This window comes from Burkholderia cepacia (assembly GCF_001039005.1).
In the GTDB taxonomy this organism is placed as follows: domain Bacteria; phylum Pseudomonadota; class Gammaproteobacteria; order Burkholderiales; family Burkholderiaceae; genus Burkholderia; species Burkholderia theae.
This window is the reverse complement of sequence record NZ_LDWR01000005.1, coordinates 121,655-146,150: the sequence shown is the minus strand read 5'-3', so window position 1 is coordinate 146,150 and position 24,496 is coordinate 121,655. Positions and strand designations below refer to the sequence as shown.

The following is a 24,496-nucleotide window of genomic DNA, read 5'->3' as shown; positions in this document are numbered from 1 at the left end:
GAGGGGCGTCAGGACGCCTTGTCGTCTTCGTTCGATGCGTGTTCGTTCCAGTGCAGCTTCTTGCGCAGCGTCGTGTAGTAGCTGTAGCCGATCGGGTGCAGGAACGGCACCGTGTGCTTCGAGCGGCGTACCTCGATCGTGTCGTTCAGTTCGAGCGAGGTGAACGACTGCATGTCGAAGTTCACGTTGACGTCGCGCCCGCCGACGATCTGGATCGCGATCTTCGTGTCGTCCGGCAGCACGATCGGCCGGTTCGACAGCGCGTGCGGCGCGATCGGCACGAGCACGATGCCCTGCAGTTGCGGATGGAGGATCGGGCCGGCCGACGACAGCGCATAAGCGGTCGAGCCCGTCGGCGTGGCGACGATCAGGCCGTCCGAACGCTGGTTGTACATGTACCGGCCGTCGACCGACGCGCGCAGCTCGACCATCCCGGAGAAGCCGCTGCGGTTCACGACGACGTCGTTGAATGCGATCGCGTGATAGATCGGTTCGCCGTCGCGCATGATCCGCGCCTCGAGCAGCGAGCGCTCCTCGCGCTCGAACTTGCCCGACAGCATCACGGGGACGAGCACGTGCATGTCGGCGGCCGCGATGTCCGTGATGAAGCCGAGCCGCCCGTGGTTGATCCCGATCAGCGGCGTCCGGTACGGCGCAAGCTGGCGGCCGATGCCGAGCATCGTGCCGTCGCCGCCCAGCACGACCGCCACGTCCGCACGCGCCCCGATTTCGGCCGGGGTGAGCGCCGGGTAACCGGTGATGCCGAACTCGCGCGCGGTATCGCCTTCGAAGACGACCTCGAAGCCCAGCTTCGCGAGGCTGGCAGCCAGGGTGGCAAGCGGCTCGGCGATGCCGGGCGTGTTGCTCCGGCCGACGAGCGCGACAGTATTGAACTGATTACCGGTTTTCATGCCGGCATTACACCATAGCTCGTTGACGAAAAGAACCGGCTGTGCACCGGCAGGGCCGGATCGGGCCGGCCCGCGCAATGGCGGCCGACGCCACTCGCCGCGGTCGCGCGGTTGCGCTAAAATTTTCCACCATGCTAGATCCTCGCGCACGAACCCTCCTGAAAACCCTGATCGAACGGTATATCGCCGACGGTCAGCCAGTCGGATCGCGCACGTTGTCCCGTTATTCCGGGCTCGAGCTGAGCCCGGCGACGATCCGCAACGTGATGTCCGACCTGGAGGAGCTCGGCCTCGTGTCGAGCCCGCACACGTCGGCCGGCCGCGTGCCGACGCCGCGCGGCTACCGGCTGTTCGTCGACACGATGCTGACGGTCGAGACGCCGATCGACGCCGAGGCCGTCGCACGGCAGGTGCAGAACACGCTGCAGGCCGGCGAACCGCAGCAGCGGGTGGTTGCCGCCGCGGCGAGCGTGCTGTCGAACCTGTCGCAGTTCGCGGGCGTCGTGCTGACGCCGCGTCGCAGCCACGTGTTCAAGCAGATCGAGTTCATGCGGCTGTCGGACAAGCGCATCCTGCTGATCATCGTCACGCCCGAGGGCGACGTGCAGAACCGGATGCTCGCGACGCCGCGCGACTACTCGCCTTCGCAACTGACCGAGGCGTCCAACTACATCAACGCGCATTTCGCCGGCCTGTCGTTCGACGAGGTGCGCCGCCGCCTGCGCGACGAGATCGACCAGTTGCGCGGCGACATGACCGCGCTGATGCATCTGGCGGTGACGGCCAGCACCGAGGTGCCCGACACCGAGGACACCGTGCTGATTTCCGGCGAGCGCAACCTGCTCGAGGTGGCGGACTTGTCCTCCGACATGGCGCGGCTGCGCAAGCTGTTCGACGTGTTCGACCAAAAGACGGGCCTCCTGCAACTGCTCGACGTGTCGAGCCACGCCCAGGGCGTGCAGATCTTCATCGGCGGCGAATCGACGCTCGTGCCGATCGAGGAAATGAGCGTCGTCACCGCGCCTTACGAGGTGAACGGGCAGATCGTCGGCACGCTCGGCGTGATCGGCCCGACCCGGATGGCGTACAACCGCGTGATTCCGATCGTCGACATCACCGCGCGCCTGCTGTCGCTCACGTTGAGCCAGCAGTAGCCCACCCGATCCCGCCCCGTCATCGTGCCGCGGTGCCGTGCGTGCCGACAGTCGGCCGAACGGCACGGAGCGGCCCGCTATAATTGAGAGCCGTCCGGTCCCGTGCCCCGAGCACGTTCTTGCCCATGCGTTTCGATCTTGAGCCGCCTTCGAGCATCGCGGCCGCCCACCGCATCGGCGTGCTGCTGATCAATCTCGGCACGCCCGACGCACCCACGCCGCGCGCGGTACGGCGCTATCTGGCCGAATTCCTGTCGGATCCGCGGGTCGTCGAAATTCCGCAGGCCGTCTGGCAGGTGCTGCTGCGCACGCTGATCCTGCCGCTGCGCGGTCGCGCGTCCGCGAAGAAATACGCGGCCGTCTGGATGCCGGAGGGCTCGCCGCTGCGCGTGCACACCGAGCGCCAGACCGACGGCGTGCGGCACCTGCTCGTGTCGAACGGCTATCACGTGCTCGTCGACTACGCGATGCGCTACGGCAGCCCGAACATTTCGCACGCGCTCGCGCAGTTCAAGCGCTCGGGCGTCGAGCGCGTGCTGCTGATGCCGATGTATCCGCAATACTCGGCGTCGACCACGGCCACCGCGTTCGATGCCGCATTCGCCGCGCTCGCGCGCATGCGCAACCAGCCGGAGGTGCGCACGGTGCGGCACTACGCCGACCATCCGGCCTATATCCACGCGCTTGCCGAGCAGGTGCGCCAGTACTGGGCGCAGCACGGCCGGCCCGACTTCGCGGCGGGCGACAAGCTCGTGCTGAGCTTTCACGGCGTGCCGAAGCGCACGCTCGACCTCGGCGATCCTTATCACGACCAGTGCCAGCAAACAGGCGCGCTGCTGATGGCCGCGCTCGGGCTGTCGACGACCGAATGCCGCGTCACGTTCCAGTCGCGCTTCGGCAAGGCCGAATGGCTGCAGCCGTACACCGCGCCGACGCTGCGCGAGTTCGGCGAGGCCGGCGTGCGTCGGGCCGACGTGTTCTGTCCCGGTTTTACGGCCGATTGCCTGGAGACGATCGAGGAGATCGGCATGGAAGTGCGCGACGAGTTCCTCGTCGGCGGCGGCAAGGCGTTCCACCGCATTCCGTGCCTGAACGGCGCACCCGCGTGGCTCGGCGCGATCGGCGAGATCGTCGCCGAGAACCTGCAGGGCTGGCCCGTCAGGTCCGCGCAGCCCGAAACGGTGAACTGAGATGGAACGACACCTGCGCACATTTCATTCGCTGCGCGCCGGGGAGGCGGTTGGACTCCTTGGGGCGGCCCGGCGGAGGCTGAGATGAAACGACCCCCACGCTCGCTTTGCTCGCTGCCCCCCGAGGGGGCGGTCAGCCTCCTTGGGGCGGCCCGGCGGAGGTTGACATGAACTACCAGATTTCCACGGAACCGGGCGCGAAGCTGCGCATCGACAAATGGCTGTGGGCGGCCCGGTTCTTCAAGACGCGCTCGCTCGCGACCGATGCGGTCGACAAGGGGCACGTGAAGATCGGCGGTGCGGCGATCAAGCCGGCGAAGGAGGTGCGCGTCGGCGACGAGGTCGAGATTGCGATGGACGGCATCGTCTGGCACATTGCCGTGCGCGGCGTGTGCGATGTGCGCGGGCCGGCGAGCGTCGCGCAGACGCTTTACGAGGAAACGGAAGCGGGGCGGGCCGCGCGGCTCGCCGAACTGGAGCGGCGCCGTACGTATCGCGAGCCGGCGGCCGAGCTGCATGGCCGGCCGACGAAGCGCGACCGGCGCATCATCGACAGATTTTCTGGTGGGAGCTGAACATCTGGTCGAACGTCGCCCGCGCGCTTCCGTATTCGGTCGTGCGATCGGTGACGGCTCCCGACAGGCAGATGGTGGTGGTGCCGGCAATGAGTACCAGCGCGACCACCGAAATCGCAAAGGTCAGTTTCACGGTACTCCCCTCGAGAAGACGGGTGAAAAGGCGCCTGGTGGATGTAAGGCGACGGTCAGCTTAGGGTAAACACGCTTTTCCGACGCTTGAGTGGAGTGTAGTGCAGCGGCGCTGTGCGCAGCTAGTACTTGCCAGGTAAGCGTTGTTACAGGCCGTTTCTCCCGATCCGGCGAACGCTGCGACGCATGCACCGGCAGGACGCGCGGTTGTTTCGCGGCAATGGCGAATGCCGGCGAATAACCCTCTTGAAATTGTAGTTTTCGCCCTTATTTGCACCAGCAATGTGCGGTACCGCCGGGTATACGATCCGGCGGTGACCGATTTGGCTTCAACCTCTAATCGACTTTCAGCGACATGGAAAACACGCAAGAGAACCCGGCACCCCAATCGGCCGAAGACATCGGCAGCGAGAAGCAGGCGGCGCAAGGCGCCACTCCCGCCGCCGAAGCCGCCGACGCGGCGCTCGCGGAGGCTCAAGCCAAGGTCGCCGAGCTGCAGGAGAGCTTCCTGCGGGCCAAGGCCGAGACCGAGAACGTGCGCCGTCGCGCGCAGGATGACGTCTCGAAGGCGCACAAGTTCGCGATCGAAAGCTTCGCTGAGCACCTGCTGCCGGTGCTGGACAGCCTGGAAGCAGCCGTCAGCGACACGTCCGGCGACATCACGAAGGTGCGCGAAGGCGTCGAGCTGACGCTGCGCCAGCTGACGAGCGCGCTCGAGAAGGGCCGCGTCGTCGCGATCAACCCGGTCGGCGAGAAGTTCGATCCGCACCAGCACCAGGCGATTTCGATGGTGCCGGCCGAGCAGGAGCCGAACACCGTCGTCGCGGTGCTGCAAAAGGGCTATACGATCGCCGACCGCGTGCTGCGCCCGGCGCTCGTCACCGTCGCGCAGCCGAAGTAAGGCTGTCGCGATGGGTGCCGCCGGCGTCGATCCGGCCGCGTTCGACGTGTTCGACATGCAGCCGCTGGCCGCCGACACGTTCGACGCGGGTATCGACGGCGCGGGCGATGCGCTCGCGGTGGTGTTCTTCTGGGGCGTCGACTGCTTCAACTGCGAGATCGCGAAGAAGGCGATGCTCGCCCAGCCCGACGCGATTCGCGCGCTGGACCTGAAGTGGTTCCATTGCAACGTGTACGAACACCATCAGCTGGGGCACCGCTTCGGGCTGCACGGCGTGCCGACCTGGTTCTTCTTCCACCGCGGCAAGCGTCTCGGCCGTGCGACGGGCTGGCATGGCCTCGCGCAGTTCCAGGCGGCCGTTTCGGCGGCGCGCGCGAAGATCGCGGTGGCCGGCATTCCGGCGGCCGGCGATCCGGCGGCCGGCGGCGATTGAAAAAATTTAATATCCGCATCGCTTGTCGGGTCTTGAAAACGGGCCGGACGGACGCATGTCGGGAGCAGAGTTGAATTCTGGCGCGTGAAACCGCCCAAAAACGCGGCGTTTCGCGCAGCAATCAAGCATTTCTGGAGATTAGGAAAAAATGGGAAAGATCATCGGTATTGACCTCGGCACCACGAACTCGTGCGTCGCCATCATGGAAGGCAACCAGGTCAAGGTCATCGAGAACTCGGAAGGTACGCGCACCACGCCGTCGATCATCGCCTACATGGACGACAACGAAGTGCTCGTCGGCGCGCCGGCCAAGCGTCAGTCGGTGACCAACCCGAAGAACACGCTGTTCGCGGTGAAGCGCCTGATCGGCCGCCGCTTCGAAGAGAAGGAAGTCCAGAAGGACATCGGCCTGATGCCGTACAGCATCGTCAAGGCCGACAACGGCGATGCATGGGTCGAAGCGCACGGCGAAAAGCTCGCGCCGCCGCAGGTTTCGGCGGAAGTGCTGCGCAAGATGAAGAAGACGGCCGAAGACTACCTCGGCGAGCCGGTCACGGAAGCCGTGATCACGGTGCCGGCGTACTTCAACGACAGCCAGCGCCAGGCAACCAAGGACGCAGGCCGCATCGCGGGCCTCGAAGTCAAGCGGATCATCAACGAGCCGACGGCAGCTGCTCTGGCGTTCGGCCTCGACAAGGTCGAGAAGGGCGACCGCAAGATCGCCGTATATGACCTCGGCGGCGGCACGTTCGACGTGTCGATCATCGAGATCGCGGACGTCGACGGCGAAATGCAGTTCGAAGTGCTGTCGACCAACGGCGACACGTTCCTCGGCGGTGAAGACTTCGACCAGCGCATCATCGATTACATCATCGGCGAGTTCAAGAAGGAGCAGGGCGTCGACCTGTCGAAGGACGTGCTCGCGCTGCAACGCCTGAAGGAAGCCGCCGAAAAGGCGAAGATCGAGCTGTCGTCGAGCCAGCAGACCGAAATCAACCTGCCGTACATCACGGCGGACGCGTCGGGCCCGAAGCACTTGAACCTGAAGATCACCCGCGCGAAGCTGGAAGCGCTGGTCGAGGACCTCGTCGAGCGCACGATCGAACCGTGCCGCATCGCGATCAAGGACGCAGGCGTCAAGGTGTCGGACATCGACGACGTGATCCTGGTCGGCGGCCAGACCCGCATGCCGAAGGTCCTGGAGAAGGTGAAGGAGTTCTTCGGCAAGGATCCGCGCCGTGACGTGAACCCGGACGAAGCCGTCGCGGTTGGCGCGGCGATCCAGGGCCAGGTCCTGTCGGGCGACCGCACGGACGTGCTGCTGCTCGACGTGACCCCGCTGTCGCTCGGCATCGAGACGCTCGGCGGTGTGATGACGAAGATGATCAACAAGAACACGACGATCCCGACGAAGCACGCGCAAGTGTATTCGACGGCGGACGACAACCAGGGCGCCGTGACGATCAAGGTGTTCCAGGGCGAACGCGAAATGGCGGCCGGCAACAAGCTGCTCGGCGAGTTCAACCTCGAAGGCATCCCGCCCGCACCGCGCGGCGTGCCGCAGATCGAAGTGAGCTTCGACATCGACGCGAACGGCATCCTGCACGTCGGCGCGAAGGACAAGGCGACCGGCAAGGAAAACAGGATCACGATCAAGGCCAACTCGGGTCTGTCCGAGGCTGAAATCGACCAGATGATCAAGGACGCGGAAGCGAACGCAGCGGAAGACCACAAGCTGCGCGAGCTGGCCGATTCGCGCAACCAGGGCGACGCGCTGGTCCACAGCACGAAGAAGGCGCTCACCGAGTACGGCGACAAGCTGGACGCGGGCGAGAAGGAAGCGATCGAAGCGTCGCTGAAGTCGCTCGAGGAAGTGCTGAAGGACACGTCGGCCGACAAGGCTGCGATCGACGCGAAGGTCGAGGAGCTCGGCAAGGTCTCGCAGAAGCTCGGCGAGAAGATGTACGCCGACATGCAGGCCCAGCAGGCGGGTGCTGCCGCCGGTGCGGCGGGTGCAGCGGAAGGCGCGGCCCACGCGGGTGGCGCGCAGCAGGCTGCCGACGACGTCGTCGACGCCGAGTTCAAGGAAGTGAAGAAGGACTAAGCCGGGTTGCGATGGCACCGCATGCCGTGCGCGGAAACGCGCGCGGCGCGGCTGACAAGCGACTGAAAAGCGGTCTGTCTTTCCTTCCGGATGGCCGGATCGACTCCACGCCTGGCGGGCTTCGCGGCCCTCCGGGCACATTTGTTTTTTGGCGGGTGCTGCGCGAGCCGTCCGCGGACGGGTGCAGCGCCAGACGAGTCGAGAGACTTTACTGCAGGCGAAAGGAGCCGCCGCGTGCGCGATGCGTGGCGGCACAGTGAATCGATATGGCGAAACGGGATTACTACGAGGTTCTGGGCGTCGCGAAGAATGCGGGCGACGACGAAATCAAGAAGGCATATCGCAAGCTTGCGATGAAGTATCACCCTGACCGCAATCCGGACAACAAGGATGCGGAAGAGCATTTCAAGGAGGTGAAGGAAGCCTATGAAATGCTGTCGGACAGCCAGAAGCGGGCCGCGTACGACCAGTACGGCCACGCGGGCGTCGATCCGAACATGGGTGGTGCGGGCGCACAGGGCTTCGGCGGCTTCGCGGATGCGTTCGGCGACATCTTCGGCGACATCTTCGGCCAGGCCGCGGGCGGCGCCGCACGTGGCGGCCGCGGCGGCCCGCAGGTGTATCGCGGCGCCGACCTGCGCTACAGCATGGAAATCACGCTCGAGCAGGCCGCACATGGCTACGACACGCAGATCCGCGTGCCGAGCTGGGTGTCGTGCGAGGTCTGCCACGGGTCGGGCGCGAAGCCCGGCACGAAGCCGGAAACCTGCCCGACCTGTCATGGCCAGGGCACGGTGCGCATGTCGCAGGGCTTCTTCAGCATCCAGCAGACCTGCCCGAAGTGCCATGGCACCGGCACCTACATCCCCGAGCCGTGCGTGCACTGCCACGGGTCGGGCAAGGTGAAGGAAACCAAGACGCTCGAAGTGAAGATCCCGGCCGGGATCGACGACGGGATGCGGATCCGCTCGGCCGGCAACGGCGAGCCGGGTATCAACGGCGGGCCGCCGGGCGACCTGTATGTCGAGATCCACATCAAGCCGCACTCGGTGTTCGAGCGCGACGGCGACGATCTCCACTGCCAGATGCCGATCCCGTTCACGACCGCCGCGCTCGGCGGCGAGATCGAGGTGCCGACGCTGGCCGGCCGTGCGTCGTTCCCGGTGCCGGAAGGCACGCAGTCGGGCAAGACGTTCCGTCTGCGCGGCAAGGGTATCAAGGGGCTGCGTTCGAGCATCGCGGGCGATCTGTACGTGCATGTGCAGGTCGAGACGCCCGTGAAGCTGACCGACCACCAGCGCGACCTGCTCAAGCAGTTCGAGAAGTCGCTGGCCGAGGGCGGCGCGCGTCACAGCCCGCAGAGCAAGAGCTGGTTCGACCGGGTGAAGAGCTTCTTCGAGTAACGGCATGACTGAAGGCAACGAGAGCGCGTCGTTCGCGCTCTTGGACGATTGCGACTCGACCGCGTCCGCGCGGTCGAGTCGCTTGTATTCGGGTTTCGTGTACGAACGCGTGTGCACGGACCCGGCGCGGCTCGACGAAGTCGACGCGGCGGTTGCGCAGGATCTGCGCGACGGGCTGCATGCGGTCGTCGTCGGCGATTACGCATTCGGACGCAACCTGCAACAGGCGCAGCCGGGCAATGCCCCGCTGCGCTTTTTGCTGTACGCGCGCTGCGAGCGCCTGTCGCGCGACGAAGTGGACGCGTGGCTCGCGCAGCAGGACGGCGGCGGCACGCCGTCGATCGCGGGCGTCGCGCATGTCGCGAAGAGCGTGTCGCGCGATGCGTTCGATGCGGCGATCGCCGCGGTGCACGACGCGTTGCGCGCGGGCGATTCGTATCAGATCAACTACACGTACCGGCTGAATTTCGACGTGTTCGGCACGCCGCTTGCGCTGTACCGGCGGCTGCGCGCGCGCCAGCCGGTGCGGTACGGCGCGCTGATCGCGCTGCCCGGCGGCGCGTGGGTCGTGTCGTGCTCGCCCGAGCTGTTCGTCGAGAAACACGGCGACGTGCTGCGCGCGCGGCCGATGAAGGGCACCGCGCCGCGCTCGGCCGATCCCCGCGACGATGCGGCGGCTGCCGCGTTCCTCGCGAGCGATCCGAAGAACCGCGCGGAAAACGTGATGATCGTCGACCTGCTGCGCAACGACGTGTCGCGGATCGCGCGCACCGGTACGGTTCGTGTGCCGGCGCTGTTCTCCGTCGAACCGTACGCGTCGGTGTGGCAGATGACGTCGACGGTCGAGGCCGGCTGGCGCGCCGGCACGACGTTCGCGCAGATGCTGCGCGCGCTGTTTCCATGCGGATCGATCACGGGCGCGCCGAAGTACCGGACGATGCAGCTGATCGACGCGATCGAGACGACGCCGCGCGGGCTCTATACGGGCGCGATCGGCTGGCTCGACGCGCCGCCGGACAGCGCCGATTCCGTCGCGCGCGGCGAGCGTGCGGCCGGTTGCGGCGATTTCTGCCTGTCGGTCGCGATCCGTACGTTGACGCTCGACGCGGCCGGCGAAGGTGCGACCGGCGAAGGCACGGCCGGCCCGGAAATCGAAGCACGCGATCCGGCAACCGCCGGCCGGCGCCGCGGCACGATGGGCGTCGGTGCGGGCATCGTGCTCGACAGCGTCGCGGCCGACGAATATGCGGAGTGCGAATTGAAAGCGCGATTCCTGACGGACGCCGATCCCGGCTTCCAGTTGTTCGAAACGACCGCCGCCACGCGTGCGGACGGCATCCGGCATCTCGATCGTCATCTTGCACGGCTGCAGCGCAGCGCGGATACGCTTGGCTTCCGCTTCGACGCCGATGCGTTGCGTCGCGAGATCGACGCGCGCTGCGCGGCGCTCGACGGCGACGGCGCCTACCGGATGAAGCTCTCACTGGCGAAGGACGGTACGGTCGAGATCGTCGCGGCGCCGCTCAAGCCGCTGCCGGCGGGGCCGGTCGGCGTGCTGCTGGCGTCCGCGCACGGCTTCGCGCCGACCCGCGCGAGCGATGCGCTGCTGCTGCACAAGACCACGCGCCGTGCTGAATACGACCGCGCGTGGCAGGCGGCGGAGACGCTCGGCGGTTTCGACATGCTGTTCGTCAACGAGCGCGGCGAGGTGACGGAGGGCGGGCGCACGAACCTGTTCGTGAAACTCGACGGCCAGTGGGTGACGCCGCCGCTGGCGTCCGGCGTGCTGCCGGGCGTGATGCGCGGCGTGCTGCTCGACGATCGCGCGTTCGGTGCGACGGAGCGCGTCGTGACCTGCGACGATCTTGCGCGCGCGCAGGCGCTGCTGCTGACCAATGCGTTGCGTGGCGCGCTCGACGCGGTATTGAAGTGATGACGTGACGGATCGGGCACCGCGCTTGCGCTGGTGCCGCGAAGCCTTGCACCGATGCTGCGTGCAAACAAAAAGCGCGGCACCCCGCAAAGGGCGTCGCGCTTTTTCACATCCGCGTGCTGGCAAACGAGCTGCCGGCCGCCAGTCAGAACGAATGTTCCGGCCCGGGGAACGTGCGATCCTTGACCGCGCTCACGTACGCTTCGACGGCCGCCTGAATGTTCGGCTGACCCTGCATGAAGTCCTTCACGAAGCGCGGCCGCTTGCCGGGGAAGACACCGAGCATGTCGTGCAGCACGAGCACCTGCCCCGAGCAGTCGACGCCCGCGCCGATGCCGATCGTCGGAATCTTCAGCATGTGCGTGACTTCGGACGCGACCAGCGTCGGCACCGCTTCGAGCACGACGAGCTGCGCGCCCGCGTCCTCGATCGCGCGCGCGTCGCGCAGCAGCTGTGCGGCGCCGGCTTCGGTCTTGCCCTGCACCTTGAAGCCGCCGAACGCATGCACCGATTGCGGCGTGAGGCCGAGGTGCGCGCACACGGGCACCGAGCGTTCAACGAGGAAGCGGATCGTATCGGCCAGCCATTCGCCGCCTTCGAGCTTGACCATCTGCGCGCCCGCGCGCATCAGTTTGACCGAGTTCGCGAATGCCTCGGCCGGCGTGCCGTACGTGCCGAACGGCAGATCGGCGACGACGAGCGCGCGCGGCTGCGCGCGTGCGACACAGGCCGTGTGATACGCGATGTCGTCGAGCGACACGGGCAGGGTGGTCGTGTGGCCCTGCAGCACGTTGCCGAGCGAATCGCCGATCAGCAGCACGTCGGTGCCCGCGCGATCGAGCAGCGCGGAAAAGCTCGCGTCGTAACAGGTGAGCATCGCGATCTTCTCGCCGGCGTCGCGCATTGCCTGCAGCTTGGGTACCGTCACGGCAGGCCGGCTCGATTCCTGGAGATAGGTCATGGGAAATCCGGGTCGATGGGTGAAGAACGGCAGGCGGGACGCGTCAGCGCGTCGTCTCGCCCTTGACGAAGAATTCCTTGCGGCCGCGCATCGTCTCGATGCGCTCGACCAGCAGGGCAAGGTCTTCGGGGGAATCCAGCGGGTTCAGGTGTTCCGCGGCGACCGTCAGCACCGGCGTGCGGTCGTAGTGGTAGAAGAATTCGTTGTACGCGTCGACCAGCGAACGCAGGTACGCATCGCTGATCTGCAGCTCCATCGGCAGCCCGCGCTTCTGGATGCGCGAGAACAGCACTTCGGGGCTGGCCTGCAGATAGACGACGAGGTCGGGCGACGGCGCCTGCGGCACGTCCACGTGTGTCGCGACCGAGCGATAGAGCTGCCATTCGTCTTCCGCCAGGTTCAGCCGCGCGAAGATGTCGTTCTTTTGCGGCATGAAATCGGCGACGACGGGGCGGCCTGTTTCGAGCGCGCCGATCAGCTCGCGCGCCTGCAGCGCGCGCTGCAGCGCGAACGACAGTTGCACGGGCAGCGCGTAGCGCGCGGTGTCGCGATAGAAGCGTTCGAGGAACGGGTTGTCCTGCGGGCGTTCGAGCAGCGTCTGCATCGACCAGCGCTCGGCGAGCAGGCGCGCGAGCGACGTCTTGCCGACGCCGATCGGGCCTTCGATCACGAGATAGCGGTGCGGGGCGCGCAAGTCGGGCGCGGTGACGGTCAGCGGAGTCGAGTTCATCGGCAGCGGTTCTTGTCGGTGTCTTCGCCGGCCGCGAGCGCCTTCTGCATCAGGCACTGGCAGGTCTGCACCTTCTCGACGCGCTGGTCCGCGACGGCGGCGAGGAAGGCGTCGGCACGGCCGCGCGCGGGGATATCGAGCGCCGGATCGATCTCGACGAGCGGCACGAGCGCGAACGCGCGGTCGGTGAGGCGCGGGTGCGGGACGATCAGGTCGGGTTCGTCGATCGAGTCGGCGCCGAACAGCAGGATGTCGAGATCGAGCGTGCGGGGCGCGTTGCGATACGGGCGCTCGCGCCCGAAGTGATGTTCGATCTTCTGGCAGAGCGCCAGCAGCTCACGGGCCGAGAGCGTCGTGTCGAGCTTGACGACGCAGTTGTAGTAATCGTCGCCGCCCGCTTCGAAGGGCGCCGTGCGATACAGGCTCGATTTGCCGAGGATCGAGATGGTGCGCTGCTGCGCGAGGCACACCACCGCGTCCTTCAGGGTCTGGCGCGCATCGCCGAGATTCGCCCCCAGTCCGATATATGCAACCGTCATGGCATCACTTCCTACGTCGTTCGCCGACGAGCGCGTCAATCGTCGGAACCGCCCGCGGTGTCCGGTGCCTGCTCGGCGGCACCTTCACCCGGCTGGCGGTTTCGCACGCCGCCGCGGCGGCGCCGCTTGCGGGGCGATTTTTCCTTCGAGCCGCCTTGCGTGAGCAATGCCTCGCGAGCGGCCGCGTCGCCTTCGATGAAATCCGTCCACCACTGTCCGACATCCGCATCGAGCTCGCCGGATTCGCAGCGTAACAGGAGGAAATCATACCCCGCTCTAAACCTTTGGTGTTCCAGCAGCCTCATCGCGCTGCGGCCCGAGCGTTTTTCGAGGCGCAACTGCAGGCCCCAGATCTCGCGCATGTCGGCCGAATAACGCTTGTGGATCGCGAGTTTCTCGGTCTGCATGTCGAGCACGTCGTCCATCGCGCGATGGAGCGCCGGCACCGGGATTTCGCCTTCGGCCGTGTATTGCTCGAAACGCTGGCGCATGTCGTGCCACAGCAGCGTCGCGAACAGGAAGCCCGGCGACACCGGCTTGCCGGCGCGTACGCGCGCGTCGGTGTTGTTCAGCGCGAGCGTGATGAATTTCTCGCCCTGCGGCTGTTCGAGCACGACATCGAGGAGCGGCAGCAGCCCGTGGTGCAGGCCTTCCTTGCGCAGCCGCGTCAGGCACGCGAGTGCGTGGCCCGACAGCAGCAGCTTCAGCATTTCGTCGAACAGGCGCGCGGCCGGCACGTTGTTGATCAGGTCGGCGAGCGCGTTGATCGGCTCGCGCGTATGCGGCTCGATCTCGAAACCGAGCTTCGCCGCGAAGCGCACGACGCGCAGCATCCGCACCGGATCCTCGCGGAAGCGGGTAGCCGGATCGCCGATCATCCGCAACAGGCGGGCGCGCATGTCGGCCATCCCGTCGTGGTAATCGAGCACCGTCTGCGTCGACGGGTCGTAGTACATCGCGTTGATCGTGAAGTCGCGGCGCGCGGCATCTTCATGCTGCTCGCCCCACACGTTGTCGCGCAGCACGCGGCCGCTCGCGTCGACCGCATGCGTGCGGCGATCGAGTTCGTCGCGCTTCAGGCGCTTCGGCGGCTCGGCCGCGGCGGCAGCCTCGGGCGGCGCGTCGACCAGCGCGCGGAACGTCGACACCTCGATCAGTTCCTGGCCGAACTGCACGTGGACGATCTGGAAGCGGCGGCCGATCAGGCGCGCGCGGCGGAACAGGCGCTGCACCTCGGTCGGCGTCGCGTCGGTCGCGACGTCGAAGTCCTTCGGCGCGATGCCGAGCAGCAGGTCGCGAACCGCGCCGCCGACGATGAATGCGCGAAAACCCGCCTGCTGCAGCGTGTCGGTCACGCGCACGGCATTCTTCGAGATCAGCGACGGATCGATCTGGTGAACGCTGGCCGGCACGACGGTCGGCTCATGGTTGCTGCGCGGCTTCTTCGCGCCGCCGCGGGCGCCTTTTGCGGGGCGCGGGGCAGCAGGGGCCGCTTCGTCGGCCTGAGCCGCTTCGGGGGGCGTTTGCTGGGCTTCGTCCTGGCCGAGCAGCTTGCGGATGAATTTTTTGATCACGACGTTCAGAATAAATCGAGGATACGCCAGCCGCGGGTGCTTGCATGCGCACGCAGCGTGTCGTCAGGGTTGGTCGCGATCGGGTCGGTGACTTTCTCGAGCAACGGGATGTCGTTGTGCGAGTCGCTGTAGAAATAGCTGTGCGCGAAGTCGTCCCAGTGCTTGCCGAGCGACGCGAGCCACGCTTCGGTACGCACGATCTTGCCTTCGCGATAGCTCGGCGTGCCGGTCGGCCGGCCCGTGTACGGTGAATCGGGATGCCCGTCGGTCGTTTCGACCTCGCACGCGATCAGCGTGTCGACGCCGAATGCGGTGGCGATCGGGCGCGTGATGAATTCGTTGGTGGCCGTCACGACGCAGCACAGGTCGCCCGCATCGAGGTGCTTGCGCACCAGCTCGAGCGCGGCGGGCGTCATCGCGGGACGGATCACCTCGTGCATGTATTGCTCGTGCCAGTCGGCGAGCTGCGCACGCGAATACTTCGCGAGCGGCGTGAGCATCGCCGTGAGGTACGCGTGGATGTCGAGCTTGCCGGCCTTGTAGTCGGCGAAGAACTGATCGTTCTGACGCGAGAAGCTTTCCGCGTCGACGATGCCGAGCTTCACCATGAAGCGACCCCATTCGTGGTCGCTATCGGTCGGGATCAGCGTGTGATCGAGGTCAAAGAGTGCCAGATTAGTCATGGAAGCGCATTTTACTCGAAGCGGTTCGGGCCCGTGCCCGGTGGTGTGATGTCGTCGCCGGGACGCGCCAGCATTCGGCGCAGCAACGGCAGCGTAACGGCGCGTTTCTGCTCGAGCGAGAAGCGGTCGAGCGCGTCGAGCAGCGCCATCAGGCTCGGCATGTCGCGGCGGAAATGGGTCAGCAGGTAGGCGGCGATGTCGTCGGTGAGCGTGATCCCGCGCTCCTTCGCGGCAAGCTTGAGCACGGCGATCTTGCCGGCGTCGGACGGCGGCGACAGGTGGAATACGAGCCCCCAGCCGAGGCGCGTGCGGAGATCCTCGCGCACGTCGAGCGCGAGCGGCGCCGCGGGGCCCGCCGCGACGAACGCGCTGGACGGATGCGCGCGGACCTCGTTGAACAGGTTGAACAGCGCGACCTGCTGCGTGTCGGTCATCCGGTCGCAGTCGTCGATCGCGTAGATGCCGATGCGCGGGTCGAACGTGAACGCGCCGAGCGGGCTCTGCGGCGTCAGATAGCGCGCATAGCCGTACGACGCGTCGCTCACGAGCGCCTGCAGCAGGTGGGTGCGGCCGCTGCCGGGCTCGCCCCAGATGTAGAACGAACGGTCCGGCACGGGGCCCGCCGCGAGCGCGAGGTCGAGCTTCTGCAGGCGCGAGATGAGCTCGTCGTTCTCCTCGTTCATGATGAAGTTGTCGAACGTGGCGGGCGGCGGCGTGCCGAGATCGAGCGTCAGTTGACGGGACACAACAGTCACAATGCGGGTCGGTTGAAAAAACGCGTGCCGTACGCCGGGCACGCGCCGGGGACTGCGGCTCCGTGGGCTGCACGCGCGACCGTACGCACGGCGCCGTACCGGTTTCGGCGCGGTTCGCTGGGCGTTGAAAACGGGGACGTGTTGACCAAGATGCAATCCCTGACGATTCGGTGCTGGGAATTCCGGCCAAGCGGCCGGCTTCGGGTAAAATCGCATTTTACCGACCTTCTCGCATTCCCCCATGAATCCTCCGAAATCCGCTCCTGACGCTCAGGGTCTGTCCTATCGCGACGCAGGCGTCGACATCGACGCGGGCGACGCGCTCATCGACAAGATCAAGCCTTTTGCGAAGAAAACCCTGCGCGACGGCGTGCTCGGCGGCATCGGCGGGTTCGGCGCGCTGTTCGAGGTGCCGAAGAAGTATCGCGAGCCCGTGCTCGTGTCGGGCACCGACGGCGTGGGCACCAAGCTCAAGCTGGCGTTTCATCTGAACAAACACGACACCGTCGGCCAGGATCTCGTCGCGATGAGCGTGAACGACATTCTCGTGCAGGGCGCCGAGCCGCTGTTCTTCCTCGACTACTTCGCGTGCGGCAAGCTCGACGTCGACACGGCCGCGACGGTCGTCAAGGGCATCGCGCAAGGCTGCGAACTGTCGGGCTGTGCGCTGATCGGCGGTGAAACGGCCGAAATGCCGGGCATGTACCCGGACGGCGAATACGACCTGGCCGGCTTCGCGGTCGGCGCGGTCGAGAAGAGCAAGATCATCGACGGCAGCACGATCGCCGAAGGCGACGTGGTGCTGGGCCTCGCATCGAGCGGCATCCACTCGAACGGCTTCTCGCTCGTGCGGAAGATCATCGAGCGCGCAAACCCCGATCTGTCGGCCGATTTCCACGGCCGTTCGCTCGCCGACGCGCTGATGGCCCCGACGCGCATCTACGTGAAGCCGCTGCTCGCGCTGATGCAGAAGCTGTCGGTGAAGGGCATGGCGCACATCACGGGCGGCGGCCTCGTCGAGAACATTCCGCGCGTGCTGCGCGAAGGCCTCACCGCCGAGCTCGACCAGGATGCATGGCCGCTGCCGCCGCTGTTCAAGTGGCTGCAGGAGCACGGCGGCGTCGCCGACGCGGAAATGCACCGCGTGTTCAACTGCGGGATCGGCATGGCCGTGATCGTCGCGGCGGCCGATGCCGACGCAGCGATCGCCGACCTGACCGCCGCCGGTGAACAGGTGTGGAAGATCGGCACCGTGCGTGCGACCCGCGAAGGCGAGGCGCAGACGGTCGTGGTCTGACGCGCCGCCTGCAGCAGATGCAGCAGGAAAAGCCGCCCGGAGTCGATCCGGGCGGCTTTTTTTTCGGGCGCCGCGCGGCGCCGATGAAGGAGGGACGACGATGACCGAAGACGAACGCGCGATCCGCGAGCTCGTGGAAAACTGGTTCGTATCGAGCCGGCGCGGCGATCTGGCGACCGTGCTCGACCTGATCGCCGACGACGCGATCTTCATGGTGGCCGGCAAGCCGCCGTTCGACAAGGCGGCGTTCGCGGCGGCATCGCGTGAAGCGAACGCGGGTGCGGAGCACGCGCCGAAGGTCGACGGCCGCTACCGGATCGACGAGCTGCGCGTGATGGGCGACTGGGCGTACATGCGCAATTTCCTCGAAATCGACGCGACGCCGCCGGGCGGCGACACGATCCGCCGTTCGGGCCATACGCTGACGATCTTCCGCAAGGCCGACGACCGCTGGCAGCTCGTGCGCGATGCGAATCTCGTGACGCTCGCGCACTGAGCGCGGCGGCGCCCGCCGATGCTCATGCGGACGGCCGCGGCGCGCCCGCCGGACGCGCGCCGGCCAGCAACGGCGGCACGAGCAGATAGAGCAGCGCGGCCGCGGCCCACACGAGCCCCGGCCACGTCGCGCGTGTCGCCGCATAGGTCGCGGTGATGACCAGCGGCCCCGCGACGCCGATCAGGCTGGCCACGCTCGCGAGCGTGCCCTGCAGTTCGCCCTGGCGCGCATCGTCGACCTGCCGCGCGAGCATCGCCTGCAGCGCCGGCAGCGTCATGCCGCCCGCCGCGAACAGCGGCAGCAGCGCGAACGGCACCCACGCGGCGGTCGCGAACGCGATCGCCACAAGCCCGAGCGCGTCGCCCGCGAGGCCCAGCGCGAGTGCCCGGCGCTCGCCGAGCCGTGCGATCAGCGGCCCGATCGCGAATGCCTGCGCGAGCGCGTGGCACGCGCCGTAGCCGGCGAGCGACAGCCCCGCGATCGGTGTCGACCAGCCGAAATGCTCCTGGCCGTACAGGATCCACAGCGTCGCGGGCGCCTGCGACACCAGCGCCACGATCACGTAGATGCCGACCAGCGGCGCGAGCGCGGGCGCACCGCTCAGCCGGCGCAGGCTTGCGAACGGGTTGAACGCGGCGACCGCGCGGCTTTCGCGGGCCGCAGGCGGCCGCGATTCCGGCAGCGCGCGCCACACGAGCGCGAGATTGAGCGCATTGAGCAGCGCGGCCGCGACGAACGGCGCGCGCAGGTGCAGTGCGCCGAGCAACCCGCCGATCAGCGGGCCCGCGATGAAGCCGATGCCCATCATCGCGCCGAGCTGGCCGAAGCGCTTGGCGCGGTCGGGTTCGGCCGTGACGTCGGTCACGTACGCGGTCGCCACTGCGACGTTCGCGCCCGTGATGCCCGCGATCAGCCGCCCCACGTAAAGCCAGGCGAGCGTCGGCGCGAGCGCCATCAGCAGGTAGTCGAGCGCGGCGCCGGCGAGCGACGCGAGCAGCACGGGCCGGCGGCCGAAACGGTCGCTCAGCGCGCCGAGCAGCGGGGCGCACAGGAACTGCGCGAACGCGTACAGCGCGAGCAGTACGCCATAGTGCGTGTCGATGCTGCCCGCGCCGGCGAGCGAGCGCAGCAGCCCGGGCAGGATCGGCATCACGATCCCGACGCCGATCGCGTCGAGCAGGACCGTGGCCAGGATGGCAATCAGGGACGGATTCAAGAGTGTGACTCTATCGATGATAGAGTGATGATTATTCCACAGTTTCCCTATCGGTGATAGAGATGAAGGACACAGGCGCGCGGCTGACGCGCGACACGGTATTGCGCGCGGCGCTCGAATTGCTCGATGAAGTCGGTATCGACGGATTGTCGACGCGGCGGCTTGCCGAGCGGCTCGGCGTGCAGTCGCCGACGCTTTACTGGCATTTCCGGAACAAGGCCGAGCTGCTCGACGCGATGGCCGAAGCGATCATGCTCGAGCGCCACGACGCGTCGCTGCCGCGGACGGGCGAAGCATGGGATACGTGGCTCGCCGAGAATGCGCGCAGTTTCCGCCGCGCGCTGCTGGCCTATCGCGACGGCGCGCGCCTGCATGCCGGGACGCGGCCGCGTGCGCTGCATTTCAGTTCGATCGAACGCAAGGTCGCGCTGCTTGCCGAGGCGGGCTTCGCGCCGGATGAAGCAGTCGACGTGATGTATGCGCTCGGCCGCTTCGTGGTCGGATGGGTGCTGGAAGAGCAGGCGGAGCCGGACGGCGACGCCGATGCACCACTGCCGGACGCGGCCGAGTATCCGCTGCTCGCGCAGGGCTGGGCCGCGTTGCGCGAGCGCGGCGGCGACGAAGCGTTCGAGCGCGGTGTCGCGTTGATCGTCGAGGGTGCCCGTGCGGGGCTGGCGGCGCGCCGGCGCGGCTGATGCCGGCTGCCGTTCGTCCGCTCAGCCCGGCGTGCGGCCGTCGAGCATGCGTTCGAGCGCGTCGAGCGCGCGCGCTGTCGAGTCCGGCGCAATGCAGTCGACGACGATCCGCTCCGGCATCGCGCGCAGCCACGTGAGCTGGCGCTTGCAGAGCTGGCGCGTCGCGAAGATGCCCTTGTCGCGCATCGTCCGGTAGTCGGTGTCGCCATCGAGGTATTCCCATGCCTGCCGGTAACCGACGCAACGCATCGACGGCAGGTCGGGATGAAGGTCGTCGCGCCGGCGCAGCCGCTCGACTTCGTCGATGAAGCCCGCGTCGAGCATGGCATCAAAGCGTTGTTCGATCCGTGCGTGCAGTACCGCGCGATCCGACGGTTCGAGCGCGACCGGCACGAAGCGGTACGCGGTGGCCGCATCGTCCGCGCGCGGCGGCGCGGCCAGTAGTGCCGACATCGGCTGCCCGCTCAGCATGAAGATCTCGAGCGCGCGCTGGATCCGCTGCGAATCGTTCGGCGCGAGTCGCGCGGCCGTATCGGGATCGACCTGCGCGAGCCGCGCGTGCAGCGCAGGCCAGCCGTCGCGCGCGGCGTCGGCATCGAGCTGCGCACGCACGGCCGGATCCGCGGACGGCAGGTCGTTGAGCCCCTGCGTCAGCGCCTTGTAGTACAGCATCGTGCCGCCCGCGAGCAGCGGCGTGCGGCCGCGCGCGACGATCTCGCCGATCAGGCGCAGCGTGTCCGCGCGGAAATCCGCGGCCGAATACGCGTCGGCCGGGTCGATGATGTCGATCAGGTGATGCGGCACGCTCGCGCGTTCGTCGCGCGTCGGTTTTGCGGTGCCGATATCCATGTCGCGGTAGACGAGCGCCGAATCGACGCTGAGGATCTCGATCGGGCGGCGCGCGGCGAGCGCCAGCGCCGCGGCCGTCTTGCCCGAGGCGGTGGGGCCGAGCAGGCAGGCGATCGTCGTCGGGCGGGAGTGCGGTACCGCGTTCATTGTCCGCGCATGAACAGGCGGTCGAGATCGTTCAGCGTGAGCTGATACCACGTCGGCCGGCCATGATTGCACTGGTCCGCGCGTTCGGTCGCCTCCATCTGGCGCAGCAGCGCATTCATCTCGTCGAGCGTCAGGCGCCGGTTCGCGCGCACCGCGTGGTGGCATGCGAGCGTGCCGAGCAGTTCATGCTGACGCTCGGTGAGCACGCGCGAGCCGCCGAACGCGTGCAGGTCGGCGAGCACCGCGCGCGCGAGCGACTGCAGGTCGGCATCCTTCAGCAGCGCGGGCACCGCGCGGATCGCGAGCGTCGTCGGCGACAGCACCGCGAGATCGAAGCCGAGCGATTCGAGCGTGTCGCGTTCTTCCTCGACGGTACCGATCTCGATCGGCGTGGCCGTCATCGATACGGGCAGCAACAGCGACTGCACCGCGACCGAACGGTCCGCGAGCGCGTTCTTGAACTGTTCGTACAGGATTCGCTCGTGCGCCGCGTGCATGTCGACGATCACGAGCCCGTGCGCGTTTTGCGCGAGCACATAGATGCCGTGGATCTGGCCGAGCGCGAAGCCGAGCGGCTGCTCGTCGTGCGCGCTGGCGGCGATCGGCGATGCGGAGAAGCCCGGCAGCGGCGCGATCGGCGCGTCGGCCGAATCGCGGGCGAGGCTCGTCGTGCCGTCCGGCGTGCCCGCGCCCGTGTCCTTGCGGCCGAACAGCGCATCGTAGAGCGCGAGCGGCTGCGCGACGGGCAGCGTGCCCTGCGTCATCCGTGCCTGGCGCATCCAGGTATTGCCCGCCGACGACGCGGACGACGACGGCGACGAGAAGCCGCCGCCGGTGGCCTGGCCCTGGCCGAGCGGCGTGTCCAGGAACGATGCGGGCCCGCGCGGCGCGGGTTCGAGATGCGCGGCATGGCCGCCCGCGGTGGTTTCCGGCGACGCGCCCGCGTGGCGCGCGAGCGCGCGCTGGACCGCGTGGAACACGTACTGGTGGATCGAGCGCGAATCGCGGAACCGCACCTCGATCTTCGACGGATGCACGTTCACGTCGACGGCTTCGGGCGGCAGGTCGAGGAACAGCACGTACGACGGGTAGCGGTCGCCGTGCAGCACGTCCTCGTAGGCCGCGCGCACCGCGTGCGTCAGCAGCTTGTCGCGCACGAAACGGCCGTTGACGAAGAAATACTGCTGGTCGGCGCGCCCGCGGCTCGCGGTCGGCAGCCCTGCGCAGCCGTAGACGGCGAGCGGGCCGGCCTGCTCGTCGAGCGGCAGGTGCGCGGTCGCGAAGCTGTCGCCGAGGATCTTCGCGACGCGCTGCGCGGGTTCGGTCGCATTCCAGTGCTCGACGGCCTTGCCGTTGTGCAGCACCGAGATCGCGACGTCCGGCCGCGCGAGCGCCGCGCGGCGGATCATTTCCAGGCAGTGGCCGAACTCGGTCTGCTCGCTCTTCAGGAACTTGCGTCGCGCGGGCGTGTTGAAGTACAGCTCGCGCACCTCGATCGTCGTGCCGGTCGAGCCGGCGGCGGGCGACAGCACGCCCGTCTGCGCGTCGATCTTCATCGCATGCGCGGCGTCGGCCGTCCGGCTCGTGATCGACATCTCGGCGACCGACGCGATCGACGCGAGTGCTTCGCCGCGGAACCCGAGCGTTGCAACCGCCTCGAGCTCCTCGAGCGAGCGGATCTTGCTGGTTGCGTGGCGCATCAGCGCGAGCGCCAGTTCGTCGGGCGGAATGCCGCAACCGTCGTCGGTGATCGAGATGCGCTTGACGCCGCCTTCTTCGAGCACGATGCGCAGCGTCGTCGCGCCGGCGTCCATCGCGTTCTCAAGCAGTTCCTTGACGACCGACGCCGGGCGTTCGACGACCTCGCCGGCGGCGATCTGGCTGATCAGCTGGTCGGGCAGGGGCTGGATCGCGCGCAGCGGGCGCGGAGTCGGGGCGGGCGCGGCGCCCGCGGCCGTTTCGGTGATATCGGACATGGCCGAATTATAGCGAGGCGGCGGATGCATGCCGGGGCGACGAACCGTTACGTTTTTTCACGGAGCCTTAAGGTTGTTTCGGTATCATGGGTCCGGTACACGCGCTGCGCCTTGGCCGGCGGGCGCTTCCGCCTTTTTCGGCCGTTCCGGCCCTTTCGCCTTCGAGGAATCGCATTTGGATACGCTGCTTCATTTCGTCAATCTGGTCCTGCATATCGACGCATTCCTCGGCGATTTCATTCGGCAGTACGGCGCATGGGTCTATCTCGTGCTGTTCCTGATCGTGTTCTGCGAGACGGGGCTCGTCGTGTTCCCGTTCCTGCCCGGCGATTCGCTGCTGTTCATCGGCGGCGCGTTCGCGGCGACGGGCGAAATGAACGTCGCCGCGCTGATCGTGCTGCTGCTCGTCGCGGCGATCTCCGGCAACACCGTGAACTACCTGATCGGCCGCTGGGTCGGCCCGAAGGTGTTCGATACGCATATCCCGGTGCTCGAGCGCTTCCTCGACCGTGCCGCGCTGCAGAAGACGCACTCGTTCTACGACAAGCACGGCGGCAAGACGATCGTGCTCGCGCGCTTTATCCCGGTCGTGCGCACGTTCGCGCCGTTCGTCGCGGGCGCGTCGTCGATGAGCGCCGCGCGCTTCCAGCTCTTCAACGTGATCGGTGCGCTGGTCTGGGTGCTGCTGCTCGTGCTGCTCGGTTATTTCTTCGGCAACATTCCGTTCATTCGCCAGTACCTGAATGTGATCGTGCTGGTCGGGATCGGTGCGGCGATCGTGCCGGTCGCGCTCGGCGCGGTGTGGAAGCTCGTGCGCGGGCGGCGGGCGGACGATGCGCAGAAGACGGGCGGGCGCTGAGCGGGGCGCTTCTGTTTCTTTTCGGTGCAATAAAAAAGCGTGGCAATTTGAATTGCCACGCTTTTTTTTGTCCGCCGCGCTCGTTACGCGCTGCGATGCGAGACCGGCGTTTCGGGCGTCGGGTATTGCGCGTCGCGGAACGTCTCGAGGATCACGCGGTTGGTATCGCAGTACACCTGCCAGTAGTTTTCGGGTGCCGTGGACGGGCGCACGAACAGCAACGGGCCTTCCGGCGTGAACTGGAACACGCCGACGTCCGGTGCCGGGTTGGTCAGCACGTTCGGGATCTGCTGGATCGACGCTTTCAGGCGGTTGATCGCGTCGACCGCATCGACGCCGTTCGCGATCTTCGCGGTCAGGTCGACGCGACGATGCGACGTCGCGCTGTAGTTGGCGATGTTGTCCGAGAAGATCTTGTTGTTGCCGACGATCGTCACGATGTTGTCGGGCGTGACGATCGTCGTGCCGAACAGGCCGAGCTCCTTCACCGTGCCCGTGACGCCGCCCGCGTTGATCACGTCGCCGATCTTGAACGGGCGCAGCACCTGCATGAACACGCCGGCGGCGAAGTGCGCGAGCAGGCCGCCCCAGGCCGTGCCGATCGCGAGGCCGAGGCCGGCGAGCAGGGCGGCGAACGAGGTCGTCTGCACGCCGAAGATCTGCAGGATCGCGAGGATCAGCAGGACCGTCAGCAGCACGCCGACGACGGAGGTCAGGTAGTCGGTCAGCGTCGGGTCGACCTTGCCGCTGCGGCGGACGACCTTGCCGAGCAGGCGGGTACCGATGCGGATTGCCCAACGGCCGATGAACCACAGTACGATCGCGGCAAGGAGGTTGAGGCCGAAGTCGAGGCCGCGGGTCATCAGGAATTGCTGGGCGGTGGCGAGATCGATCATGCGTTCTCCGAAGTCAAGAGTAAAAAGGGCGGCGCATGCACCGGGGTGGGTGGCGCTTTTATAACCTGACCTGTGCGGACCGGGCAA

24 protein-coding genes are annotated in these 24,496 nt (G+C 67.3%); 12 read left to right on the top strand and 12 right to left on the bottom strand.

All coding sequences use genetic code 11. The annotated features are described in order from the left end of the window. Window positions 1-8 precede the first annotated feature (8 nt). On the bottom strand, window positions 9-911 hold the full coding sequence (locus tag VL15_RS02500) for an NAD kinase (RefSeq protein ID WP_048242934.1): 903 nt from the start codon (window positions 909-911) through the stop codon (window positions 9-11). A 131-nt stretch (window positions 912-1,042) separates the two neighbouring features. Between VL15_RS02500 and hrcA the strand changes: the two genes are divergently transcribed. From hrcA to VL15_RS02485, 3 genes are all read left to right on the top strand, one after another. Next, complete coding sequence (gene hrcA, locus VL15_RS02495; protein ID WP_048242933.1) at window positions 1,043-2,065, top strand: heat-inducible transcriptional repressor HrcA; 1,023 nt, start codon at window positions 1,043-1,045, stop codon at window positions 2,063-2,065. A gap of 125 nt (window positions 2,066-2,190) precedes the next feature. Further along, window positions 2,191-3,255 carry a ferrochelatase gene (gene hemH, locus VL15_RS02490; RefSeq protein ID WP_048242932.1) on the top strand — a complete coding sequence of 355 codons (1,065 nt, stop codon included), beginning with the start codon at window positions 2,191-2,193 and terminating at the stop codon, window positions 3,253-3,255. A gap of 167 nt (window positions 3,256-3,422) precedes the next feature. After that, window positions 3,423-3,830, top strand: a complete 408-nt coding sequence (locus VL15_RS02485; RefSeq protein WP_048242931.1) for an RNA-binding S4 domain-containing protein — start codon at window positions 3,423-3,425, stop codon at window positions 3,828-3,830. Here VL15_RS02485 and VL15_RS42585 read toward each other — a convergent pair. Continuing rightward, the gene (locus VL15_RS42585; protein WP_006476841.1) at window positions 3,802-3,963 is read right to left on the bottom strand and encodes a hypothetical protein; all 162 of its coding nucleotides are present in this window, start codon (window positions 3,961-3,963) and stop codon (window positions 3,802-3,804) included. The genes VL15_RS02485 and VL15_RS42585 overlap by 29 nt on opposite strands. 354 nt (window positions 3,964-4,317) lie before the next feature. Here VL15_RS42585 and grpE point away from each other — a divergent pair, with 354 nt between their 5' ends. From grpE to VL15_RS02460, 5 genes are all read left to right on the top strand, one after another. Next, window positions 4,318-4,863 (top strand): nucleotide exchange factor GrpE, encoded by a 546-nt coding sequence (gene grpE, locus VL15_RS02480; protein ID WP_048242930.1) that lies wholly within the window; start codon window positions 4,318-4,320, stop codon window positions 4,861-4,863. Window positions 4,864-4,873: 10 nt separating this feature from the next. Then, window positions 4,874-5,296 (top strand): thioredoxin family protein, encoded by a 423-nt coding sequence (locus VL15_RS02475; protein ID WP_048242929.1) that lies wholly within the window; start codon window positions 4,874-4,876, stop codon window positions 5,294-5,296. 148 nt (window positions 5,297-5,444) lie between these two features. Next, on the top strand, window positions 5,445-7,400 hold the full coding sequence (dnaK, locus tag VL15_RS02470) for a molecular chaperone DnaK (RefSeq protein ID WP_048242928.1): 1,956 nt from the start codon (window positions 5,445-5,447) through the stop codon (window positions 7,398-7,400). A 266-nt stretch (window positions 7,401-7,666) separates the two neighbouring features. Next, window positions 7,667-8,803 (top strand): molecular chaperone DnaJ, encoded by a 1,137-nt coding sequence (gene dnaJ, locus VL15_RS02465; RefSeq protein ID WP_048242927.1) that lies wholly within the window; start codon window positions 7,667-7,669, stop codon window positions 8,801-8,803. 4 nt (window positions 8,804-8,807) lie between these two features. Next, window positions 8,808-10,736, top strand: coding sequence for a chorismate-binding protein (locus VL15_RS02460; protein ID WP_048242926.1), 1,929 nt, complete (start codon window positions 8,808-8,810; stop codon window positions 10,734-10,736). 145 nt (window positions 10,737-10,881) lie between these two features. On the opposite strand, the gene panB is transcribed toward VL15_RS02460, so the two are convergent. From panB to hda, 6 genes are read right to left on the bottom strand one after another with little or no spacing between them, the layout of a single operon-like run. Beyond that, window positions 10,882-11,697 (bottom strand): 3-methyl-2-oxobutanoate hydroxymethyltransferase, encoded by an 816-nt coding sequence (gene panB, locus VL15_RS02455; RefSeq protein WP_048242925.1) that lies wholly within the window; start codon window positions 11,695-11,697, stop codon window positions 10,882-10,884. 43 nt (window positions 11,698-11,740) lie between these two features. Further along, on the bottom strand, window positions 11,741-12,427 hold the full coding sequence (locus VL15_RS02450; RefSeq protein ID WP_048242924.1) for a deoxynucleoside kinase: 687 nt from the start codon (window positions 12,425-12,427) through the stop codon (window positions 11,741-11,743). Next, on the bottom strand, window positions 12,424-12,966 hold the full coding sequence (folK, locus tag VL15_RS02445) for a 2-amino-4-hydroxy-6-hydroxymethyldihydropteridine diphosphokinase (RefSeq protein WP_048242923.1): 543 nt from the start codon (window positions 12,964-12,966) through the stop codon (window positions 12,424-12,426). The genes VL15_RS02450 and folK overlap by 4 nt, the downstream gene beginning before the upstream one ends. Before the next feature lie 35 nt (window positions 12,967-13,001). Beyond that, complete coding sequence (gene pcnB, locus VL15_RS02440; protein WP_048242922.1) at window positions 13,002-14,540, bottom strand: polynucleotide adenylyltransferase PcnB; 1,539 nt, start codon at window positions 14,538-14,540, stop codon at window positions 13,002-13,004. A 5-nt stretch (window positions 14,541-14,545) separates the two neighbouring features. Then, entirely contained in the window at window positions 14,546-15,223 is a 678-nt protein-coding gene (locus VL15_RS02435; protein ID WP_048242921.1) for an HAD family hydrolase, read from the bottom strand. An 11-nt stretch (window positions 15,224-15,234) separates the two neighbouring features. Continuing rightward, entirely contained in the window at window positions 15,235-15,969 is a 735-nt protein-coding gene (hda, locus tag VL15_RS02430; protein WP_048242920.1) for a DnaA regulatory inactivator Hda, read from the bottom strand. Window positions 15,970-16,219: 250 nt separating this feature from the next. Here hda and purM point away from each other — a divergent pair, with 250 nt between their 5' ends. Both purM and VL15_RS02420 read left to right on the top strand, forming a co-directional pair. Beyond that, entirely contained in the window at window positions 16,220-17,275 is a 1,056-nt protein-coding gene (gene purM / locus VL15_RS02425) for a phosphoribosylformylglycinamidine cyclo-ligase (RefSeq protein WP_048242919.1), read from the top strand. 100 nt (window positions 17,276-17,375) lie between these two features. Then, window positions 17,376-17,771, top strand: coding sequence for a YybH family protein (locus VL15_RS02420; protein WP_048242918.1), 396 nt, complete (start codon window positions 17,376-17,378; stop codon window positions 17,769-17,771). Between the two features lie 22 nt (window positions 17,772-17,793). Here the strand turns inward: VL15_RS02420 and tet are convergent, their stop codons facing one another. Beyond that, window positions 17,794-18,987 (bottom strand): Tet(A)/Tet(B)/Tet(C) family tetracycline efflux MFS transporter, encoded by a 1,194-nt coding sequence (gene tet, locus VL15_RS02415; protein ID WP_063778196.1) that lies wholly within the window; start codon window positions 18,985-18,987, stop codon window positions 17,794-17,796. A 62-nt stretch (window positions 18,988-19,049) separates the two neighbouring features. Between tet and tetR the strand changes: the two genes are divergently transcribed. After that, entirely contained in the window at window positions 19,050-19,682 is a 633-nt protein-coding gene (gene tetR, locus VL15_RS02410) for a tetracycline resistance transcriptional repressor TetR (protein WP_048242917.1), read from the top strand. A 21-nt stretch (window positions 19,683-19,703) separates the two neighbouring features. Here the strand turns inward: tetR and miaA are convergent, their stop codons facing one another. After that, window positions 19,704-20,678, bottom strand: coding sequence for a tRNA (adenosine(37)-N6)-dimethylallyltransferase MiaA (gene miaA / locus VL15_RS02405; RefSeq protein WP_048242916.1), 975 nt, complete (start codon window positions 20,676-20,678; stop codon window positions 19,704-19,706). Continuing rightward, window positions 20,675-22,654 carry a DNA mismatch repair endonuclease MutL gene (gene mutL / locus VL15_RS02400; protein WP_048242915.1) on the bottom strand — a complete coding sequence of 660 codons (1,980 nt, stop codon included), beginning with the start codon at window positions 22,652-22,654 and terminating at the stop codon, window positions 20,675-20,677. Before mutL ends, miaA begins: the two co-directional genes overlap by 4 nt. Before the next feature lie 175 nt (window positions 22,655-22,829). Between mutL and VL15_RS02395 the strand changes: the two genes are divergently transcribed. Beyond that, window positions 22,830-23,513, top strand: a complete 684-nt coding sequence (locus VL15_RS02395) for a DedA family protein (RefSeq protein WP_048242914.1) — start codon at window positions 22,830-22,832, stop codon at window positions 23,511-23,513. A gap of 83 nt (window positions 23,514-23,596) precedes the next feature. Here the strand turns inward: VL15_RS02395 and VL15_RS02390 are convergent, their stop codons facing one another. Further along, window positions 23,597-24,409 (bottom strand): mechanosensitive ion channel family protein, encoded by an 813-nt coding sequence (locus tag VL15_RS02390; RefSeq protein ID WP_048242913.1) that lies wholly within the window; start codon window positions 24,407-24,409, stop codon window positions 23,597-23,599. Window positions 24,410-24,496: the final 87 nt, after the last annotated feature.

What these genes read in the sequence shown, in the direction of transcription:
- VL15_RS02390 (WP_048242913.1), bottom strand. Translation starts at nt 24,409, where the DNA reads ATGATCGATCTCGCCACCGCCCAGCAATTCCTGATGACCCGCGGCCTC.
- purM (WP_048242919.1), top strand. Translation starts at nt 16,220, where the DNA reads ATGAATCCTCCGAAATCCGCTCCTGACGCTCAGGGTCTGTCCTATCGC.
- VL15_RS02450 (WP_048242924.1), bottom strand. Translation starts at nt 12,427, where the DNA reads ATGAACTCGACTCCGCTGACCGTCACCGCGCCCGACTTGCGCGCCCCG.
- hrcA (WP_048242933.1), top strand. Translation starts at nt 1,043, where the DNA reads ATGCTAGATCCTCGCGCACGAACCCTCCTGAAAACCCTGATCGAACGG.
- hemH (WP_048242932.1), top strand. Translation starts at nt 2,191, where the DNA reads ATGCGTTTCGATCTTGAGCCGCCTTCGAGCATCGCGGCCGCCCACCGC.
- VL15_RS02475 (WP_048242929.1), top strand. Translation starts at nt 4,874, where the DNA reads ATGGGTGCCGCCGGCGTCGATCCGGCCGCGTTCGACGTGTTCGACATG.
- grpE (WP_048242930.1), top strand. Translation starts at nt 4,318, where the DNA reads ATGGAAAACACGCAAGAGAACCCGGCACCCCAATCGGCCGAAGACATC.
- mutL (WP_048242915.1), bottom strand. Translation starts at nt 22,654, where the DNA reads ATGTCCGATATCACCGAAACGGCCGCGGGCGCCGCGCCCGCCCCGACT.
- dnaK (WP_048242928.1), top strand. Translation starts at nt 5,445, where the DNA reads ATGGGAAAGATCATCGGTATTGACCTCGGCACCACGAACTCGTGCGTC.
- miaA (WP_048242916.1), bottom strand. Translation starts at nt 20,678, where the DNA reads ATGAACGCGGTACCGCACTCCCGCCCGACGACGATCGCCTGCCTGCTC.
- folK (WP_048242923.1), bottom strand. Translation starts at nt 12,966, where the DNA reads ATGACGGTTGCATATATCGGACTGGGGGCGAATCTCGGCGATGCGCGC.
- panB (WP_048242925.1), bottom strand. Translation starts at nt 11,697, where the DNA reads ATGACCTATCTCCAGGAATCGAGCCGGCCTGCCGTGACGGTACCCAAG.
- dnaJ (WP_048242927.1), top strand. Translation starts at nt 7,667, where the DNA reads ATGGCGAAACGGGATTACTACGAGGTTCTGGGCGTCGCGAAGAATGCG.
- VL15_RS02435 (WP_048242921.1), bottom strand. Translation starts at nt 15,223, where the DNA reads ATGACTAATCTGGCACTCTTTGACCTCGATCACACGCTGATCCCGACC.
- VL15_RS02420 (WP_048242918.1), top strand. Translation starts at nt 17,376, where the DNA reads ATGACCGAAGACGAACGCGCGATCCGCGAGCTCGTGGAAAACTGGTTC.
- VL15_RS02485 (WP_048242931.1), top strand. Translation starts at nt 3,423, where the DNA reads ATGAACTACCAGATTTCCACGGAACCGGGCGCGAAGCTGCGCATCGAC.
- VL15_RS02500 (WP_048242934.1), bottom strand. Translation starts at nt 911, where the DNA reads ATGAAAACCGGTAATCAGTTCAATACTGTCGCGCTCGTCGGCCGGAGC.
- tetR (WP_048242917.1), top strand. Translation starts at nt 19,050, where the DNA reads ATGAAGGACACAGGCGCGCGGCTGACGCGCGACACGGTATTGCGCGCG.
- VL15_RS02460 (WP_048242926.1), top strand. Translation starts at nt 8,808, where the DNA reads ATGACTGAAGGCAACGAGAGCGCGTCGTTCGCGCTCTTGGACGATTGC.